This is a genomic window from Serratia sp. H402Y, from assembly GCF_051172415.1.
Lineage (GTDB): Bacteria > Pseudomonadota > Gammaproteobacteria > Enterobacterales > Enterobacteriaceae > Serratia > Serratia ureilytica.
In genome coordinates, this window is record NZ_JBPIYZ010000001.1 from 2,751,512 (window position 1) to 2,768,398 (window position 16,887).

Below are 16,887 nucleotides of genomic sequence, written 5' to 3' on the forward strand. Positions count from 1 at the left end.
TCAGGCGCAGCCGCAGTCCGCTGCGGCCGCCCGGGAGCGCAGCGACCCCGGCAGTTCGCCGATGGCCAACGGATGGCCGTCGCGCAGCCAGAAATCCAGCCCGCCAATCAACTCCTTCACCCTAAACCCCAACTTCGCCAGCTTGTAGGCGCCTTTGGTGGAACCATTGCAGCCGATGCCGTCGCAGTAGGTCACATACACCTTTTGGCGATCCAGGTGCGCCGTGCCGGCTTCATCCATCAGGCGATGCGGCAAGCTGAGCGCGCCGGGGATATGCCCGGCGGCGTACAGCGCCTCCGCACGGGTGTCGATCACCACCATCCCGTCCACGCCATTGCGCAAATCTTCCGCCACGTCCCAGGCATCCGCATAGCGGCTCAGCTTGGCCGCCAGATAGGCCAGGCTCTCTTCCGGCGCTGCCGGCGGAAAGGCCAGCACCAAGGATTCTTTCGACATATCACTCACTCCCGTTGATCAAGACAGATGACAATAGTGCCCGATTTTGGTCTTATGATTGATACCCATTTTTTACTCATGATAAGACCCATTATGCGGCACACGCTGATCACGCTGTTTCAGCAATCGCCCCAGGCCATCGGCACGCTGCGCGATCGTCTGTGTGCGGCATTGCGGCAGGCCATCCACCACGGCGCATTGAGCGTTGGGCAACGGCTGCCCTCCAGCCGAGTGCTGGCTGGGGATCTGAACCTCTCAAGGGTGACCGTCGAAGCAGCCTACGGCCAGTTGGAGGCGGAGGGGTATTTGCAGCGCCGCGTCGGCCAGGGCACATTTGTGGCTATCCGCATCGCCAAATCGCCGCCGCCGGCGACCCGCACCGCCATGCCGCGCCTTTCGCTGCGCGGCCAACAGATCGTGCACACCGGCGGCTGCCGCGATCCGCAGCATCCTCAGGCCTTCGCAGCCGGCTCGCCGGACCTGCGCGCGTTTCCGCTGGCCCTGTGGAAGCAGTTGACCGCTCAACGCCTGCGCCTGCAGGGGGAAAGCCTGCTGCGCTACGGCGATCCGCAAGGCTATCTGCCGCTGCGCGAAGCCATTGCCACCCACGTCAACCAAACGCGTGGCGTAGTCTGCGATGCGAGCCAGGTTATCGTGCTGACCAGTTCGCAGCAGGCGCTGCAAATGATCGCCACCTTACTGTTGGACAGCGGCGACAGCGTCTGGATGGAAGAGCCGGGTTACGCCGGGGCGAGAAACGCCTTTATCAGCGCCGGCGCCACGCTGACGCCGGTGGCGGTAGACGGCGATGGCCTGCGAGCAGAACCTTCCTTGCCCGATCCGCGTTTGATTTATCTGACGCCCTCGCACCAATACCCGACCGGCGCGGCCCTCAGCCTGGCACGCCGCTTAGCGTTGCTGGCGCAGGCGGAGCGGCAACAGGCCTGGATCATTGAGGACGATTACGACAGCGAGTTTCACTACGACGGGCTGCCGATTCCGGCGATGCAAGGCCTGGATCGCCATGGCCGGGTGCTCTATCTCGGCACCTTCTCCAAATCGTTGTTCCCTTCGCTGCGGCTGGCGTACCTGATCGTGCCGCCCGCGCTGGTCGCCCCCTTCGTCACCGCACGCACGGTCTATGACGGCCACAGCGCGCAATTGATGCAGGCGGTGACCGCCGAGTTCATCCGCCAGGGGCACTTCGCCGCGCATATTCGTTACATGCGCCAGCTCTACCACAGCCGGCGCGATGTGCTGCTGACGGAAGTGCGCGAAAAGCTGAGCCACTTCGCCACGGCCGCTCCCGCCGCCGGCGGCCTGCAGCTCAGCGTTTGGCTGCCGCCCGGCCGGGAGGCGGCGCTCAGCCAACAGGCGCGGCGGCTCGGCGTCCTTACGCCCGGGTTAACGGCGCAATACCAAACGGTTCAGGCCCAGCGCGACGGCTGGCTGCTGGGTTTTTCGGCCCTGACGCCGGGCGAGATCCGCAGCGCCGTCGAGCGGCTGGCTCGGATCGCCGCGGCTTAGCCCTGCCCCGGAGAGACGCCGGCCGGCTTATTGCTCGGTCAGGCGCATCTCCGCCACCAGCGGCAGGTGATCGCTCACCGCCGGCCAGTGCACGCCGTTCCAATCGCCGCTGGCGTTCGGCACCGTCAGGCTGTCCAGATGCCAACGCTGCGCATTGCCGCTAAAGATGTAATCCACCTTGATTTCGGCGTTTTCCGCCGGCCAGCTGCGGCCATCTTGCCCATTGGGCATGATATCGTTCCAATAGCGGCTCAGCTCCAGCCAGGTGACGCTGCCCGGCACGTCGTTCATGTCGCCGAACAGCAGTTTGATGCCGCGCACTTCGATGGTGCGATCGTTCAGCTCCCGCACCTGATCCAGACGCATCGTCGGATCTTCCTTGGTATCGAGGTGGGTGTTGAACAGGGTGATCGGCGTCGGGAACTCCGGCACATCAACCTTGGCGCTGAAGGCGATGCGCTGCTCGCGCTGGCCGGACGGCAACGGATAGATCACGGCGTCGTGCAGCGGATACTTCGAGAGAAACGCCAGGCCGTATTCACCGCCGTCGAAATCGATCGCCCGGCCGAACACCGCCTGCATGCCGGTCAGCTTCGCCAGTTCCGCCGCCTGATCGACCCGCCCGCTGCGGGCGGTGAGTTTATCCACCTCCTGCAGCGCCACCACGTCGACGTTCATCGCGCGAATCGCCTTGGCGATAGCGGTCATGTCGCTGACCTTGCCGGCGGCGATATTGAAGCTGGCGACGCGGATCTTCGGCGCCTGTTCCAGTTCGTAGGTTTTGTTCTTCAGGCCGCCCAACGCGCTGGCCACCTCGCGGCTGTTGGCGTTGCTGTTGGCGTGCCCGGTATCGGCGGACGACCAGGCGCTGTGAGAGATGCCCAGGGACAGTAAGGTGATGAGCAAAGCGTGACCGGTGTGCATGAATTCTCCTTGAGGGACAGATAAGTGTTATGCGGGCGCTTCCCGGCCCACAGCTAACACCGATTTTGCCGCAGAAACCTGCGACTATTTCCTAGTTGCACCGCTATTTTTCGTTTCTGCGCGATGCTTCGCATTCTGGCGGTTTACGCATTGCGCCGTTGGACAATCGGCTGATTTCGTTTTAAAACCGGTAGATTGCCAACCGCGAGGAGTTCCGATGACCAGCCCGATTGCCGAACAGCTTACCGAACGTTTCTTCCGCTATCTGGCGGTGACCAGCCAGAGCGACGCCGCCGCAACCGCCCTGCCCAGCACGCCGGGGCAGCATGAGATGGCGCAACTGTTGGCGGACGAGCTGCGCCGGCTCGGCCTGGCCGACGTTCAAATCGACGAGCACGCCACCGTGACCGCCCGCAAGCCCGGCACCCAACCCGGCGCGCCGCGCATCGGCTTCATCACGCATATCGACACCGTGGACGTCGGCCTGTCGCCCGAGATTCGCCCGCAGCGCCTGCGCTTCACCGGCGAGGATTTATGCCTGAATGCCGAGCAGGACATCTGGCTGCGTACCGCCGAGCATCCGGAGATCCTGCCCTACCGGAACGAAGAGATCCTGTTCAGCGACGGCACCAGCGTGCTGGGCGCCGACAATAAGGCGGCAGTCACCGTGGTGATGACGCTGCTGGCCAACCTGACCGCGGCCGATCGCCACGGCGATATCGTGGTGGCGTTCGTGCCGGACGAAGAAATCGGCCTGCGCGGCGCCAAGGCGCTGGATCTGCAGCGTTTCCCCGTCGATTTCGCCTACACCATCGACTGCTGCGAACTGGGTGAAGTGGTGTACGAGAATTTCAACGCGGCGGCGGCGGAGATCCGCATCGAGGGGGTGACCGCCCACCCGATGTCGGCGAAAAACGTATTAATCAACCCGATACGCATCGCCAACGACATCATTAACCGATTCGATGTGCAGGATACTCCGGAGCACACCGAAGGGCGCGAGGGCTATTTCTGGTTCACCGATCTGGCCGCCAACGCCAATCAGGCGACGCTGAAGGTGTCGATTCGCGACTTCGATCGCGCGGCGTTCGAGGTGCGCAAGGCCCGCCTTGAGGAGACGGTGCGCCAGGTGGCGGCCAACTATCCGCGGGCCAACGTCAGCTGCAGCGTCAGCGACATCTACAGCAACATCAGCAACGCCATCGGCGAGGACCGGCGCGCCATCGATCTGATCTTCGGCGCCCTCGCCGCCCACGGCATCCCGCCGAAGGTGATCCCGATGCGCGGCGGCACCGACGGCGCGGCGCTCTCCAGCCGTGGCATCCTGACGCCCAATTACTTCACCGGCGCGCATAACTTCCACTCGCGCTTCGAGTTTTTACCCGTCAGCGCCTTCGTGAAATCCTATCAGGTGACCCGCAGCATTTGCCTGCTGGCCGCGCGACAAAGCGGCCAACCGGCTTAGCTCATCACCCAGCCGAGCAGCGCGGCCCATACCAACAGCGGCAGCGAATAATAGTGGAAGCGCAACCAGATCTTGCGCTCCCCCGCCATGCGCAGCGCAATCAGGTTGGCGAGCGATCCGATCGCCAACCCGAAGCCGCCGGCGTTGACCGCATAGGCCAACTGAGCGCTCGAGGGCACATAGTTGAGCAACAGTATGGTGGCCGGCACGTTGCTGACGATCTGCGACAGCCCGACGCCCAACGCATACACGCTCCCCTCGCTCAGCCCGGCGATGGCGGCGAACGCCGGCTGAAGCGGCGGCAAACGGGTAAACAGGCCGACATCGATGAACATGGCGGCGAACACGAAAATCAGACTCCAGTCGATCTGCAACAGCACTCGGCGCGCCAGCAGCAAGAAACCGGCGAACACCGCCAGCAGCCCGTACAACGGCAGATCGAAATCGAGACACAGCAGGAAAACCGCATACAGCCCTACACAGCTCAGCAACAGCGGCCGCTGGTAGGGATACCCCTCGGTATTCGGCGTTTTCACGATGTCGCGCGCCGGGAAGCTGAACCAGGTCAGCGCCAGCAGGCTCAACATCATTGCGACGCCAAACGGCGCCATCTGGCCGATGAAACCGAGGAAAGAGAGGCCGGAGCGGCTCCACAGCAGGATATTTTGCGGGTTGCCGATCGGCGTCAGCAACGAACCGGCGTTCACCGCCAGCGCCTGGAAGATGATCAAGCGGCCAACCGGCAGCGCCGACAGCTTTTTTAGCGTGATGGTGAGCGGAATGACGATAAACAGCGCCACATCGTTGGTCAGAAACGACGACAGCAGCGCGGCGGAAAACACCAGGAACAGCGCCAGCCGCCGTTCGCTGTGCAAGCGGTTGATAATCTTGCGGCCGACAAAATCGAAGTAGCCGCTGACCTCCACCCCTTTGGTCAGCAGCATCAGCCCCAACAGGGTGATGAGGGTACGGCCGTCGATGAAACCACCCAGCGCCGACAGCGGTTGCGGATGAAAAGCGAACATCACCACGCCGGCCAGCAGCAATGCATGCAAGAAGCGATCTTTGACAAAGGGGTGGATAAGCCGAGAAATGGCGGTTGAACTCATAGCGGCAGTGTGAACCTCACCGAAAAGAATGGGCAGACGTTAGCTCAGACGCGGCTTCAGCGCCAGCAAAATGCTATTTTACCTTTATCCGCTTTTCATTTGCCGCGCTTTACTTTATTTGTAGCGGCTTTCACGGTTTTCAAAGGACATGTTATGGCTTCCCTGCTCGCTAAAGGGGCGTTGCTCAGCGCCTTATGCGCCCTGCTCGCCGCCTGTGACGATCCCGCCTCTCGCCCGCAAATCGATATCGACGGCAAGACCATGGGCACCTTCTACAGCGTTAAGGTCAGCGGTGACGTCGCGATCGGCAAACAAGAGCTGCAGCGGCAGATCGACACGGTGCTCGAACGGGCCAACGACGATATCTCTACCTACCGCGCCGATTCGGTGCTGTCGCGGTTTAACCGCAGCGCCAGCCTCGAGCCGCAGCCTATCCCGCGCGGCATGGCGGACATCGTATTGATGGCCCAACGCATCGGCCGCGATACCGGCGGCGCCATGGACATCACCGTCGGCCCACTGGTGAACCTGTGGGGGTTCGGCCCAGACAAGCATCCGGTCAAGGTGCCGGAACAGACGCAGATCGACGCGGCGAAGCAGAACATCGGCCTGCAGCACCTGAAGCTGATCAGCGACAATCGCGGGGAGTGGCTGCAAAAAGATCTGCCGGGCATGTATGTCGATCTCTCGACGCTGGGCGAAGGCTATGGTGCCGATGAGCTGGTGCGCCTGATGAACCGTCACGGCATTACCAACTACCTGGTGTCGGTAGGCGGCGCGGTCTCTTCACGCGGCGTCAACGGCCAGGGCAAACCCTGGCGGGTGGCGATCCAAAAGCCGACCGACCGTGAAAATGCGGTGCAGGCGCTGGTGGATCTGCACGGTTACGGCATCAGCACCGCCGGCAGCTACCGCAACTACTTCGAACAAAACGGCCAGCGTTACTCCCATGTCATCGATCCGACCACCGGCAGGCCGATCAACCACCGGCTGGTTTCCGCCACGGTGATCGCCCCGACCGCACTCGAGGCCGACGGCTGGGATACCGGCTTGATGGTGCTGGGCCCGGAGAAAGCGTTGCAGCTCGCAGAAGAGAAAGGGCTGGCGGTCTACCTGATCAGCAAAACCGACGACGGTTTCAGCGCCGTGATGACGCCGCAGTTCAAAGCATTTTTAGTGCAGTGAGATAAAAAAGCCCGGCGCGCAATGGCCGGGCTTATTCCTGTTCCGCGCCGATCACTTGGTCAGCGCGATGATACCGAGGGTCAGACCGGCAACCGCCGCCGCACCGCCGGCGATCGCGCCCGCGGTTTCCCAGTTATCCTGAGTGGTGCCCTTCATACAGGTGTTGGTGTGCACCAGACGCCCCTGGTCATCGTAGACCGGCACGCAGGGAGAATCGGTGGCGCATCCGGCCAACACGGCCGACAGTAACCCAACCGCAATTAACTTTTTCATACTTCTTGCCTCAATGTTCGATCACTTTAGAAAGCTACGCCGAGCGATAATCACGCTACCTGGCTATTGTATGCCCAACGCGTGTAATGGCGAGGTAATGATGTGTCAGGGGATGTGATTTGGGAAAACTCCGAGCGCCCGGCCGGTGGGCTTCGGGCAGTAAAAAGCCCGCGAAAACGCGGGCTTGTTGGCGGAATGACGCGCCGGCGGGATTATTTCGCCAGTTTGCGCATCACCAGCGTGGCGTTGGTGCCGCCGAAGCCGAAGCTGTTGGACATCACGGTGGTCAGCTCGCGCTGGGTCGGCTGAGTCACGATGTTCATGCCAGCCGCCTGTTCATCCAGGGTTTCGATGTTGATGCTCGGTGCGATAAAGCCGTGCTCCAGCATCAGCAGGCTGTAGATCGCTTCCTGCACGCCCGCAGCGCCCAGCGAGTGGCCGGTCATCGCCTTGGTGGAGGAGATGGCCGGGGTATTGTCGCCGAACACTTCACGAATGGCACCCAGCTCTTTCACGTCGCCTACCGGCGTAGAGGTGCCGTGCACGTTGATGTAATCGATCGGCGCATCCAGATCCTGCATCGCCATCTTCATACAGCGCACTGCGCCTTCACCCGAAGGGGCAACCATGTCGGCGCCGTCGGAAGTCGCGCCGTAGCCGACGATTTCCGCATAGATGTGCGCGCCGCGCGCCAGTGCGTGCTCCAGCTCTTCAACCACCACCATGCCGCCGCCGCCGGCGATGACGAAACCGTCACGATCGGCGTCATAGGTGCGGGACGCTTTTTCCGGCGTGTCGTTGTATTTGGTGGACAACGCGCCCATCGCATCGAACTCGCAGGCCATTTCCCAGCACAGCTCTTCGCCGCCGCCGGCGAATACGATGTCCTGTTTGCCCAGCTGGATTTGCTCAACCGCGTTGCCGATGCAGTGCGCGGAGGTCGCGCAAGCGGAGCTGATGGAGTAGTTCACGCCGTGGATTTTGAACGGCGTTGCCAGGCAGGCGGAAACGCCGGAAGCCATGGCCTTGGTCACCACGTACGGGCCAACCGCTTTCAGGCCGCGCGGGCTGCGCATCGCATCGGCGCCGAACACCTGGAAGCGCGGAGAACCGCCGCCGGAACCGGCGATCAGGCCCACGCGCGGGTTGTTTTGATACTCTTCTTCCTTCAGGCCGGAAGACGCGATCGCTTCTTGCATCGCCAGGAAGGCATAAATGGAAGCGTCGCTCATGAAACGCACCGCCTTGCGGTCGATCAGGCCGGTAGTGTCGAGCTTAACTTGCCCCCATACGTGACTACGCATGCCGGAATCTTTCAGCTCCTGGGAGAAAGTGATCCCAGAACGTCCTTCCTGCAGGCTTGCCAGGACCTCCTGCTGGTTATTACCAATGCTGGAGACAACTCCCAGGCCAGTAATCACTGCACGTTTCATTCAATACCTCTTCCACTATTTACCTACGGGATTTTGCATCGCACTTTAGCGTACAGATGTAAGCCGAACAAGTCCGATCAGCGTTTTTCAGCTTTATTGTTGTCCAGTTTGCGCCGGGGCGCCAGCGCCGTTAGAATTCGCGGCATCCCTTGAATTTCGAGCCATTGACCGTGAACCACGCCCCCATCCAAACCGCAACGCTAACCTGGAACGAACAGGGTACACCTGTTTCGAAACAGTTTGATGACGTCTATTTTTCCAATCAGGATGGGCTGGAAGAAACCCGCTACGTCTTCCTGCACGGCAATCGGCTGCCGCAACGTTTCGCCGCCCATCCGCGCTCGCTGTTTGTCGTGGCGGAAACCGGGTTCGGCACCGGGCTCAATTTCCTCACGCTGTGGCAGGCCTTCGCCGGCTTCCGTCAGGCCGAGCCGGACGCAGCGCTGCAGCGCCTGCACTTTATCAGCTTCGAAAAATTCCCCCTGCAGCAGGCTGACCTGGCGGCGGCGCATGCACGCTGGCCGGAGTTGGCGCCTTATGCCGACGAGCTGCGCGCCCAGTGGCCGCTGCCGTTGCCGGGTTGCCATCGCCTGCTGTTAGCCGAAGGCCGCATTACGCTCGATCTGTGGTTCGGCGACGTCAACGATCTGCTGCCGCAGTTTGACGCCAGCATGAATAACCAGGTGGATGCCTGGTTCCTCGACGGTTTCGCGCCGGCAAAAAACCCCGACATGTGGACCGATCAACTGTTCGTCGCCATGGCGCGCTTCGCCCGGCCGGGAGGCAGCTTCGCCACCTTTACCGCCGCCGGCTTCGTGCGCCGCGGCTTGCAACAGGCCGGTTTTCAGGTCAACCGCTGCAAAGGCTTCGGCCAAAAGCGTGAGATGCTCGCCGGCGAGCTCCCGGCCGATGCGCAGCCCGCCGCACATCCGGCGCCCTGGTATCGACGCCCGGCGGCGGACAACACCGCCGACATCGCCCTGATCGGCGGCGGCGTCGCCAGCGCGCTCACCGCGCTGGCCTTGCTGCGCCGCGGCGCCACCGTCACGCTGTACTGCGCCGATGAGCAGGCGGCCGAGGGCGCATCCGGCAACCGCCAGGGCGCGATTTATCCTTTGCTGAACGGCAGCGGCGACGCGCTGGAGAGCTTTTTCAGCGCCGCGTTTCCCTTCGCCCGCCGCCAATACGATGCCCTGTTGCAACAAGGCGTCGCCTTTGATCACCAGTGGTGCGGCGTCAGCCAGTTGGCCTATGACGAAAAGAGCGGCGCCAAGATCGCCAATATGCTGAAAACCGACTGGCCGCAGGCCTTGGCGATGGCGGCCGACCGCGAGACGCTCAGCGAACGGTGCGGCGTCGATACCGGCTTTGGCGGCATCACCTACCCGCTAGGCGGCTGGCTCTGCCCGGCCGAGCTGACGCGCGGCGCTATCGCGCTGGCGCAGCGTCAGGGCTTGGTCTGCCACTACCGGCACGATGCACAGAGGTTGGCGCAGGAAGAAAACGGCTGGCGCATCGATTTCGCCAACGGCGACAGCCGGCGCCATGCGACGGTGATCCTGGCCAACGGCCATCGGTTGGCCGAACTGGCGCCGACGGAAGCCCTGCCGCTGTATTCGGTACGCGGGCAGGTGTCGCATATCCCGACCTCGCCGGCCCTCGGTCAATTGAAACAGGTATTGTGTTACGACGGCTACCTGACGCCGGTTAATGCCAACAACGGCCACCACTGCATTGGCGCCAGCTACCAGCGCGGCGACATCGCCACCGACTACCGCGAGCAGGAGCAACAGGAGAACCGCGAGCGCCTGCTGCGCTGTCTGCCGGAGCAGGCCTGGCCGCAGCAGGTGGACGTCAGCGCTCATCAGGCGCGCTGCGGCGTGCGCAGCGCCACCCGCGATCATCTGCCGATGGTCGGCGCGCTGCCGGACTATCAGGCCACGCTGGCACAGTATCAGGATTTGCAGCGGCAGAACCAGCGCGGCGAAACCGTCGCCGATGCGCCGGTCTATCCCGGTCTGTTCGCTATCGGCGGGTTAGGCTCGCGCGGCTTGTGCTCGGCGCCGTTGGCGGCGGAAATTTTGGCGGCGCAGCTGTTCGGCGAACCGTTGCCGGGTGATGCGCGCCTGCTGGCGGCGTTGAATCCGAATCGGATGTGGGTGCGGAAATTGCTGAAAGGACGTGCGGTTTAATCAACCTTGAGGGGCGCGGCGACGCGCCCCGGCATGACGATCAGGCGGCAGGGGTTGCAGCCTGATAGAGGTTTTCCCACATGCCGCGCACCAGGATCTGATCCGGCGGCGAGAGTTCCCCGGCGGCGATCGCTTTGTGCAGGCTCTCCTCCACCCGCGCTTTCAGCGCTTCGGCGGTGTGTTCGCCCTGCTCTTCCGCCTCGGCCACCGCCAGCGTCAGATGACCGCGCAGGTAGCCACCGGCAAACAGTTCATCATCGCTGGCGTGCTCTACCATGTCATCAATCAGCGCCAAAATGCGCGCTTCAAATTCTGCGATCATCAAATTTCCTCATTAAATAACGGGCTGTGGCGTCAGTTGAGATCTTCCGGATACGGAAAGTGCTCGGCCGCCAACGGTGGCGTATTGTAGAACGATTGCAACGCCTGAATAAAGCGCGCAGGCCTTGTGGGTATTCCCTGCTCCAGCAGCGCCAATACCCGGGCGCGCACCTTGCGTTGGAACGCGATGCGATCCGGCTCGCAGTCGCCGTTCAGGTTGTCGCAGCTGACGTTGAACGGGAAACCGGCCGCCACGCAGAACATCCATTCCAGCGCCTGCGGTTTGATCTCTACCGCTTCAAATTCGCTCTGGGTCTGCGCGTCCCGCCCATCCGGGCAATACCAATAGCCGAAGTCCACCAATTGACGGCGCGCTTCACCGGCGATGCACCAGTGCGAAATTTCGTGCAGGCCGCTGGCGTAGAAACCGTGGGCGAACACGATGCGGTGATACGGCAATTCGTCGTCGGCCGGCAGGTAGATCGGTTCGTCGTCGCCCTTCACCAGGCGGGTGTTGTAGTCATCGCTGAAGCAGCGATTGAAGATCTCGATCAACTGCTCATAATGATGGCGGGTCTGCGTGTCTGACATAAAAAACTCTATAACCACAAAAATAAAGAGGCCATTATACCCGATAACCGGCGGGGGGATACGGGCGCATAAACGGCGCCCATTTTCATCGTCAGCCGTGCACGAAGGCGGACAGCCACTGCTGAATCTCTGCACCGTGATTGTCGTAAAGCAGCTTGAGGCTCATCACCAGCGAGACGATCACGATCATCGGCCGAATCAATTTCTGGCCACGGGTCAGCACCATGTGCGCGCCCAAACGCGCCCCCAGCACCTGCCCCACCAGCATCACCAGACCGATGCTCCACACCACCTTGCCGCCGATGATGAACAGCGCCAACCCGCCGACGTTGGAGGTAAAGTTCAGCACTTTGGCGTGCGCCGTAGACTTGGCGAGGTTGAAACCGCACAGCGTCACGTAGGCCAGCGCGTAGAATGAGCCGGCGCCGGGGCCGAAGAAACCGTCGTAAAACCCGACGCAACCGCCGGCTACCAGCCCGAACGGCAAGGCGCCGAGGCGGCGTTGACGATCTTCCTCACCCAGTCGCGGCATCAACAAGAAATAGAGACCGATGCCGATCACCAGCAGCGGCAACATCTGCCGCAGCAAATCGGCGCGCATGTGCTGCACCAGAATCGCACCGGCGATCGAGCCGATCAGCGTCAGAAAAATCGTCAGCTTCTGGTCGTTGAGGTTCACCGCTCGCCGACGAATGAAGTACAGACTGGCGGAGAAAGAGCCGCCGACCGACTGCAGCTTATTGGTCGCCAGCGCCTGCGCCGGAGGAACCCCCACTGCCAGCAAGGCCGGCACCGTCAGTAATCCGCCGCCGCCGGCGATGGAGTCGATAAACCCCGCCAGCAGCGCTACCGCAAACAACACCCCGAGCATCTCGGGGCCAATGACGAACCAGTCCATGTGTTATTCCGCTGAGAAATGGTGATCCAGCAATGCCTGACAGGTAGGCGGTAACGGCGGCGGCACGGGTTTGCCCGGCTTCGCGTTCGGCTGATGCGGTACGAACCAGCTCGCCAGTTCGGCGCCGCAGCCATCGCCCGGCGGCGGCGTATCCTGCTCCTGGCACTCCAGGCTGCCGGCCGGACAACGCAGACGCACGTGCATGTGCGCACGGTGGCCGAACCACGGCCGCACCTTGTGCAGCCAGGCGCGATCGGCGCCGGCGTCCAGGCACAGACGCTGCTTGATCGCCGGGTTGACGAAGATGCGCGTCACGTCCGCATCCTGCGCCGCCAGTTTGATCAGCGACTCAATCTGCGGTTGCCATTGGCTCGCCACCACCTGTTTGCCGTCGCCCGACACCAGGTCGATCGGCTGCGGCTTGAGCAATTGCTGCGCGCTCCAGCGTTGGCGCGGCAGCTGCAGCCAGATGTCGACGTCGAGCCCAGACTGGTGGCTGGCGTGGCCGCTGCTGAAGCGCCCGCCGGCCGGCATCGCCATGTCGCCGATCAGCACCGTGCCCAGCGCTTTCTGGTTCGCTTTGCTGCTGAGACGCTGTATGAACGCCAGCAGATCCGGATGGCCGAAATAGCGGCGCTGGTCGGTACGCATCACCTGATAGTCCGGTGAATTCAGCGGCAACGGCTGCGCGCCGATGATGCAGCCGTTGGCGAAACCGCCCACCGCCTGCGGCGCGCCGGCCACCGGATGGTCGATTTTCTGCCACGGCGTCAGCGCCATGGCGGAAGCGGAGGCCGTCAGGGCCACCAGGCCCAACATCCAGTTTTTCATGGCGATTACCAGCGAGGCACGTCGGAAACCACATCACCGTTTTGCGCACGCTGGCGCAGCAGGTGATCCATCAACACGATCGCCATCATCGCTTCTGCGATCGGTACGGCGCGGATGCCCACGCACGGATCGTGGCGACCGCGGGTCACCATTTCCACCGCTTCCCCGTGGCGATTGATGGTGCGGCCCGGCACCATGATGCTGGAGGTTGGCTTCAGCGCCAGATGCGCGATCACCGGTTGGCCGCTGCTGATGCCGCCGAGAATGCCGCCGGCATGGTTGCTTTGGAAGCCTTCCGGGGTGATTTCATCGCGGTTTTCGCTGCCGCGTTTGGTCACCACGGCAAATCCGTCGCCGATCTCCACGCCTTTCACCGCGTTGATGCTCATCAGCGCGTGCGCCAGATCGGCATCGAGGCGGTCAAACACCGGCTCGCCCAGGCCAACCGGCACGTTTTCCGCAATCACGCTGACCTTGGCGCCGATGGAGTCACCCTCTTTTTTCAGCGCGCGCATCAGTTCGTCCAGCGCTTCCAGCTTGTCCGGATCCGGGCAGAAGAACGGGTTCTGTTCGACCTGATCCCAGTCTTTCAGCTCGCAGGTCACGTCGCCGATCTGCGCCAGATAGCCGCGCACCTGCACGCCGAACTTCTGCTGCAGGTATTTCTTGGCGATAGCGCCCGCCGCGACGCGCATGGCGGTTTCACGCGCCGAAGAGCGGCCGCCGCCGCGATAGTCGCGCAGACCGTATTTCTGTTCGTAGGTGTAGTCGGCATGCCCGGGACGGAACACGTCTTTGATGGCGCTGTAGTCTTGCGAGCGCTGATCGGTGTTTTCAATGATCAGGCCGATGCTGGTGCCGGTGGTCACGCCTTCGAATACGCCGGAGAGAATGCGCACCTGATCCGGTTCGCGACGCTGGGTGGTGTAACGCGAGGTGCCCGGACGACGGCGGTCCAGATCGTGTTGCAAATCGGCTTCGGTGAGCGGGATGCCGGGCGGCACGCCGTCGACGATACAACCCAGCGCCACCCCGTGAGATTCACCGAAGGTGGTGACGCGGAAAATCTGCCCAATACTGTTTCCTGCCATCACGGCTCCTTACCGTTAGTCTTTTATCGTTATGAGGCCCGCCATGCGGGCCTTGGAAATGCGGCTTAGCTGCGATAGAGGCTGAAGTGATCCTTGCAATCCACCAGCTGCTGTTTGGTCAGCATGAACACGCCGTCGCCGCCGTTTTCGAATTCCAGCCAGGTGAACGGGATGTCCGGATATTGTTCCATCAGATGTACCATGCTGTTGCCCACTTCACAAATCAGCACGCCGTCGTCGGTCAGGTAGTCCGGCGCGCAGGCCAGGATGCGGCGCACCAGCTTCAGGCCGTCGCTGCCCGCCGCCAGACCCAGTTCCGGCTCAAAGCGGAACTCCTGCGGCAGATCCGACATGTCTTCCGCATCGACGTACGGCGGGTTGGTGACGATCAGATCGTACTGGATCGCGGGAACGTCGCGGAACAGATCGGAACGGATCGGGATCACCTGGTGCTCGACGCCGTGCGCCTGAATATTGCGCTCGGTCACCGCCAGCACTTCGCTGGAGATGTCCACCGCGTCCACTTCCGCTTCCGGGAAAGCGTAGCCACAGGCGATGGCGATGCAGCCGCTGCCGGTGCACATGTCGAGAATATGGCGCGGCGGGTGCGGGATCAGCGCGCTGAAACGATCGTTGATCAACTCGCCGATCGGCGAGCGCGGCACCAGCACGCGTTCGTCGACGTAGAATTCCATGCCGCAGAACCAGGCCTTGTTGGTCAGGTAGGCGACCGGGATACGCTCGTTGACGCGGCGGATCACGCGCTCAACGATGCGATGGCGCTCGCTGGAAGTCAGACGAGCGGTATGCATGTCCTCCGGAATGTCCAACGGCAGAAACAGGCTTGGCAGCACCAATTGCACCGCTTCGTCCCACGGATTGTCGGTTCCGTGACCATAATAGATATTGGCGGCGTTGAAACGGCTTACCGTCCAGCGCAGCATATCTTGAATGGTGTGCAGTTCGTTCACTGCTTCGTCGACGAAAATTTTGTCCAATTTGCCCTCCGGCAGGCGCTGTGTTTCATGATTTAGCCGCATAGTTTGCCATGAAGCCCGCGACAAATCACGCGCGCCCCTCGCGCTTTTCACTCTGGCCCGAGTTTTGCGTCGACAGCGCTCATTCACAAGGTAAACTAGCGAAATAAACGATTTCCGGTGAATGAAGCATGAAGAACAAGCCCCCTCTGAGCAAAGACGAACAACAGCTCTTCAGAGAGTCGGTGGCGGGTGCAAAAAAGCTGCGCCAGGACACCATCGTCCACCGCCCGCCGAAGCTCAAGGTCAAACAGGTTGCGCCGCAGCGGCTGCGGCAGGAGCAGGTCGATGCCAGCTATTATTTTTCAGATGAATATCAGCCGCAGCTGGAAGAGGAAGGCCCGACGCGCTACGTGCGCCCCGGCAGCAGCCCGTATGAGCTGAAGAAGCTGCGACGCGGCGATTATTCGCCGGAGCTGTTTCTTGATTTGCACGGCCTGACTCAGCTGCAGGCCAAGCAGGAATTGGGGGCGCTGATCGCCGCCTGCAAACGCGAGCATGTGCACTGCGCCTGCGTGATGCACGGGCACGGCAAACACATTCTCAAACAGCAAACGCCGCTGTGGCTGGCGCAGCATCCCGACGTGCTGGCGTTCCATCAGGCGCCGAAGGAATGGGGCGGCAACGCCGCCGTCCTGCTGTTGGTGGAGCTGGCAGAATAGCCTCCCGCAGAAACGACTCAGGGCGATGTCAGACATCGCCCTGAGTTTATTCCGCACCGCATCCGCGGCTCACACTTTGGCCATCACCTGCGACGGGCTGACCTGCCATTCAAATTTGCCGTAGCTGCCGTCCGCCGGCAGATCGACGTTGGCGATCGCCGAGGTCGCGAACATCGGCGGGCACTCGCCCGGACACAGTTCCGCCACCAGATACCCCACCAGCGGCAGGTGCGACACGATCAGCACCGAGCTCACCCCTTGCATCGCCAGCGCCTGAAGATAGCTGCCGACTTGTTCGGCGTTCCCGCCCGGCGTCAGTTCGGGCAGCACTTCTTCGCCCTCCGGCAGCGTCAAGGCTTCACGCACCGTCGCCAGCGTCTGTTCGGCCCGCAGATAGGGGCTGACCAGCACGCGTTCAATATCCACAGACTTGGTGTTCAACCAGGCCGCCATCTGACGGGACTCGTCGCGGCCGCACAGGGTAAGGGGCCTTACCGCATCGCTGGCTGCCTCGAGCGCCGCCTCTCCGTGACGCATAATCAAAACTTGCATATTGCACCGCTGTTGTTGACAAAGTAACGCTATACAGAAACGCCGTGCGTGCTGTACCGCCGAGTTTTACAACCCCAAAGCCAAAGCTTTAAAACGATAACGCGCCGTCTCTTTATGGCGGCCGGGCATTTTGCCTGAAAGTTTGCGTAAAGAAAATGCTGTTTTTTACAGCAATCCTCCCCGGGCAAACCTCGATTGCTCATAGAACAATCAATTCAACGGGTTAAATTTTAACCTTTTCGCCATGAAAATTATTGATGGCGCTCAAGCTAACTTACCGCTGCCGCAGCCTTGCTGTACAGCCTCACGGGCTGACGCTGTCGCAAGGAGTGATGGCGAT

17 protein-coding genes are annotated in these 16,887 nt (G+C 62.1%); 5 read left to right on the top strand and 12 right to left on the bottom strand.

What is annotated here, in order from left to right; all coding sequences use genetic code 11:
- Nucleotides 1-456 (bottom strand): rhodanese-like domain-containing protein, encoded by a 456-nt coding sequence (locus tag ACSBQS_RS13280; protein ID WP_033643902.1) that lies wholly within the window; start codon nt 454-456, stop codon nt 1-3.
- A 93-nt stretch (nt 457-549) separates the two neighbouring features.
- Here ACSBQS_RS13280 and ACSBQS_RS13285 point away from each other — a divergent pair, with 93 nt between their 5' ends.
- A complete protein-coding gene (locus ACSBQS_RS13285; RefSeq protein WP_175403940.1) occupies nt 550-1,983 on the top strand; it encodes a PLP-dependent aminotransferase family protein in 1,434 nt (477 codons plus the stop codon).
- A 27-nt stretch (nt 1,984-2,010) separates the two neighbouring features.
- Here ACSBQS_RS13285 and ACSBQS_RS13290 read toward each other — a convergent pair whose 3' ends face one another.
- Complete coding sequence (locus tag ACSBQS_RS13290) at nt 2,011-2,907, bottom strand: endonuclease/exonuclease/phosphatase family protein (protein WP_016926861.1); 897 nt, start codon at nt 2,905-2,907, stop codon at nt 2,011-2,013.
- A 217-nt stretch (nt 2,908-3,124) separates the two neighbouring features.
- Here ACSBQS_RS13290 and pepT point away from each other — a divergent pair, with 217 nt between their 5' ends.
- Nucleotides 3,125-4,372 (top strand): peptidase T, encoded by a 1,248-nt coding sequence (pepT, locus tag ACSBQS_RS13295; RefSeq protein WP_047025287.1) that lies wholly within the window; start codon nt 3,125-3,127, stop codon nt 4,370-4,372.
- Here the strand turns inward: pepT and ACSBQS_RS13300 are convergent.
- The gene (locus ACSBQS_RS13300) at nt 4,369-5,481 is read right to left on the bottom strand and encodes an SLC13 family permease (protein ID WP_197665939.1); all 1,113 of its coding nucleotides are present in this window, start codon (nt 5,479-5,481) and stop codon (nt 4,369-4,371) included. The genes pepT and ACSBQS_RS13300 overlap by 4 nt on opposite strands.
- Nucleotides 5,482-5,634: 153 nt before the next feature.
- On the opposite strand from ACSBQS_RS13300, the gene apbE reads away from it, so the two are divergent.
- Nucleotides 5,635-6,666: an FAD:protein FMN transferase ApbE gene (gene apbE / locus ACSBQS_RS13305; RefSeq protein WP_342164017.1), complete on the top strand. Its 1,032-nt coding sequence runs from the start codon at nt 5,635-5,637 to the stop codon at nt 6,664-6,666.
- Between the two features lie 51 nt (nt 6,667-6,717).
- On the opposite strand, the gene ACSBQS_RS13310 is transcribed toward apbE, so the two are convergent.
- Together ACSBQS_RS13310 and fabB are read right to left on the bottom strand one after the other, a co-directional pair.
- The gene (locus ACSBQS_RS13310; RefSeq protein ID WP_004936201.1) at nt 6,718-6,939 is read right to left on the bottom strand and encodes a hypothetical protein; all 222 of its coding nucleotides are present in this window, start codon (nt 6,937-6,939) and stop codon (nt 6,718-6,720) included.
- A 212-nt stretch (nt 6,940-7,151) separates the two neighbouring features.
- A complete protein-coding gene (fabB, locus tag ACSBQS_RS13315; protein ID WP_016926857.1) occupies nt 7,152-8,372 on the bottom strand; it encodes a beta-ketoacyl-ACP synthase I in 1,221 nt (406 codons plus the stop codon).
- A 170-nt stretch (nt 8,373-8,542) separates the two neighbouring features.
- On the opposite strand from fabB, the gene mnmC reads away from it, so the two are divergent.
- Nucleotides 8,543-10,564, top strand: coding sequence for a bifunctional tRNA (5-methylaminomethyl-2-thiouridine)(34)-methyltransferase MnmD/FAD-dependent 5-carboxymethylaminomethyl-2-thiouridine(34) oxidoreductase MnmC (gene mnmC, locus ACSBQS_RS13320; RefSeq protein WP_197665937.1), 2,022 nt, complete (start codon nt 8,543-8,545; stop codon nt 10,562-10,564).
- A gap of 40 nt (nt 10,565-10,604) precedes the next feature.
- Here the strand turns inward: mnmC and ACSBQS_RS13325 are convergent, their stop codons facing one another.
- The 6 genes from ACSBQS_RS13325 to prmB form a co-directional block, all read right to left on the bottom strand.
- Nucleotides 10,605-10,886 (bottom strand): YfcL family protein, encoded by a 282-nt coding sequence (locus ACSBQS_RS13325; protein ID WP_016926855.1) that lies wholly within the window; start codon nt 10,884-10,886, stop codon nt 10,605-10,607.
- 32 nt (nt 10,887-10,918) lie between these two features.
- Nucleotides 10,919-11,476, bottom strand: a complete 558-nt coding sequence (locus tag ACSBQS_RS13330) for an elongation factor P hydroxylase (RefSeq protein ID WP_033651970.1) — start codon at nt 11,474-11,476, stop codon at nt 10,919-10,921.
- Between the two features lie 91 nt (nt 11,477-11,567).
- Entirely contained in the window at nt 11,568-12,374 is an 807-nt protein-coding gene (locus ACSBQS_RS13335; RefSeq protein ID WP_047025284.1) for a sulfite exporter TauE/SafE family protein, read from the bottom strand.
- Between the two features lie 3 nt (nt 12,375-12,377).
- Nucleotides 12,378-13,205: a penicillin-insensitive murein endopeptidase gene (gene mepA, locus ACSBQS_RS13340; protein WP_025303719.1), complete on the bottom strand. Its 828-nt coding sequence runs from the start codon at nt 13,203-13,205 to the stop codon at nt 12,378-12,380.
- 5 nt (nt 13,206-13,210) lie between these two features.
- The gene (gene aroC / locus ACSBQS_RS13345) at nt 13,211-14,296 is read right to left on the bottom strand and encodes a chorismate synthase (RefSeq protein ID WP_033643909.1); all 1,086 of its coding nucleotides are present in this window, start codon (nt 14,294-14,296) and stop codon (nt 13,211-13,213) included.
- A gap of 65 nt (nt 14,297-14,361) precedes the next feature.
- Nucleotides 14,362-15,294 carry a 50S ribosomal protein L3 N(5)-glutamine methyltransferase gene (gene prmB / locus ACSBQS_RS13350; protein ID WP_025160157.1) on the bottom strand — a complete coding sequence of 311 codons (933 nt, stop codon included), beginning with the start codon at nt 15,292-15,294 and terminating at the stop codon, nt 14,362-14,364.
- A 170-nt stretch (nt 15,295-15,464) separates the two neighbouring features.
- Here prmB and smrB point away from each other — a divergent pair, with 170 nt between their 5' ends.
- Nucleotides 15,465-15,995, top strand: a complete 531-nt coding sequence (smrB, locus tag ACSBQS_RS13355) for an endonuclease SmrB (protein ID WP_197665936.1) — start codon at nt 15,465-15,467, stop codon at nt 15,993-15,995.
- A gap of 69 nt (nt 15,996-16,064) precedes the next feature.
- Here smrB and sixA read toward each other — a convergent pair whose 3' ends face one another.
- Complete coding sequence (sixA, locus tag ACSBQS_RS13360; RefSeq protein ID WP_004936230.1) at nt 16,065-16,547, bottom strand: phosphohistidine phosphatase SixA; 483 nt, start codon at nt 16,545-16,547, stop codon at nt 16,065-16,067.
- Between the last annotated feature and the right edge of the window lie 340 nt (nt 16,548-16,887).

What these genes read in the sequence shown, in the direction of transcription:
- ACSBQS_RS13280 (WP_033643902.1), bottom strand. Translation starts at nt 456, where the DNA reads ATGTCGAAAGAATCCTTGGTGCTGGCCTTTCCGCCGGCAGCGCCGGAA.
- ACSBQS_RS13285 (WP_175403940.1), top strand. Translation starts at nt 550, where the DNA reads ATGCGGCACACGCTGATCACGCTGTTTCAGCAATCGCCCCAGGCCATC.
- ACSBQS_RS13290 (WP_016926861.1), bottom strand. Translation starts at nt 2,907, where the DNA reads ATGCACACCGGTCACGCTTTGCTCATCACCTTACTGTCCCTGGGCATC.
- pepT (WP_047025287.1), top strand. Translation starts at nt 3,125, where the DNA reads ATGACCAGCCCGATTGCCGAACAGCTTACCGAACGTTTCTTCCGCTAT.
- ACSBQS_RS13300 (WP_197665939.1), bottom strand. Translation starts at nt 5,481, where the DNA reads ATGAGTTCAACCGCCATTTCTCGGCTTATCCACCCCTTTGTCAAAGAT.
- apbE (WP_342164017.1), top strand. Translation starts at nt 5,635, where the DNA reads ATGGCTTCCCTGCTCGCTAAAGGGGCGTTGCTCAGCGCCTTATGCGCC.
- ACSBQS_RS13310 (WP_004936201.1), bottom strand. Translation starts at nt 6,939, where the DNA reads ATGAAAAAGTTAATTGCGGTTGGGTTACTGTCGGCCGTGTTGGCCGGA.
- fabB (WP_016926857.1), bottom strand. Translation starts at nt 8,372, where the DNA reads ATGAAACGTGCAGTGATTACTGGCCTGGGAGTTGTCTCCAGCATTGGT.
- ACSBQS_RS13325 (WP_016926855.1), bottom strand. Translation starts at nt 10,886, where the DNA reads ATGATCGCAGAATTTGAAGCGCGCATTTTGGCGCTGATTGATGACATG.
- ACSBQS_RS13330 (WP_033651970.1), bottom strand. Translation starts at nt 11,476, where the DNA reads ATGTCAGACACGCAGACCCGCCATCATTATGAGCAGTTGATCGAGATC.
- ACSBQS_RS13335 (WP_047025284.1), bottom strand. Translation starts at nt 12,374, where the DNA reads ATGGACTGGTTCGTCATTGGCCCCGAGATGCTCGGGGTGTTGTTTGCG.
- mepA (WP_025303719.1), bottom strand. Translation starts at nt 13,205, where the DNA reads ATGAAAAACTGGATGTTGGGCCTGGTGGCCCTGACGGCCTCCGCTTCC.
- aroC (WP_033643909.1), bottom strand. Translation starts at nt 14,296, where the DNA reads ATGGCAGGAAACAGTATTGGGCAGATTTTCCGCGTCACCACCTTCGGT.
- smrB (WP_197665936.1), top strand. Translation starts at nt 15,465, where the DNA reads ATGAAGAACAAGCCCCCTCTGAGCAAAGACGAACAACAGCTCTTCAGA.
- sixA (WP_004936230.1), bottom strand. Translation starts at nt 16,547, where the DNA reads ATGCAAGTTTTGATTATGCGTCACGGAGAGGCGGCGCTCGAGGCAGCC.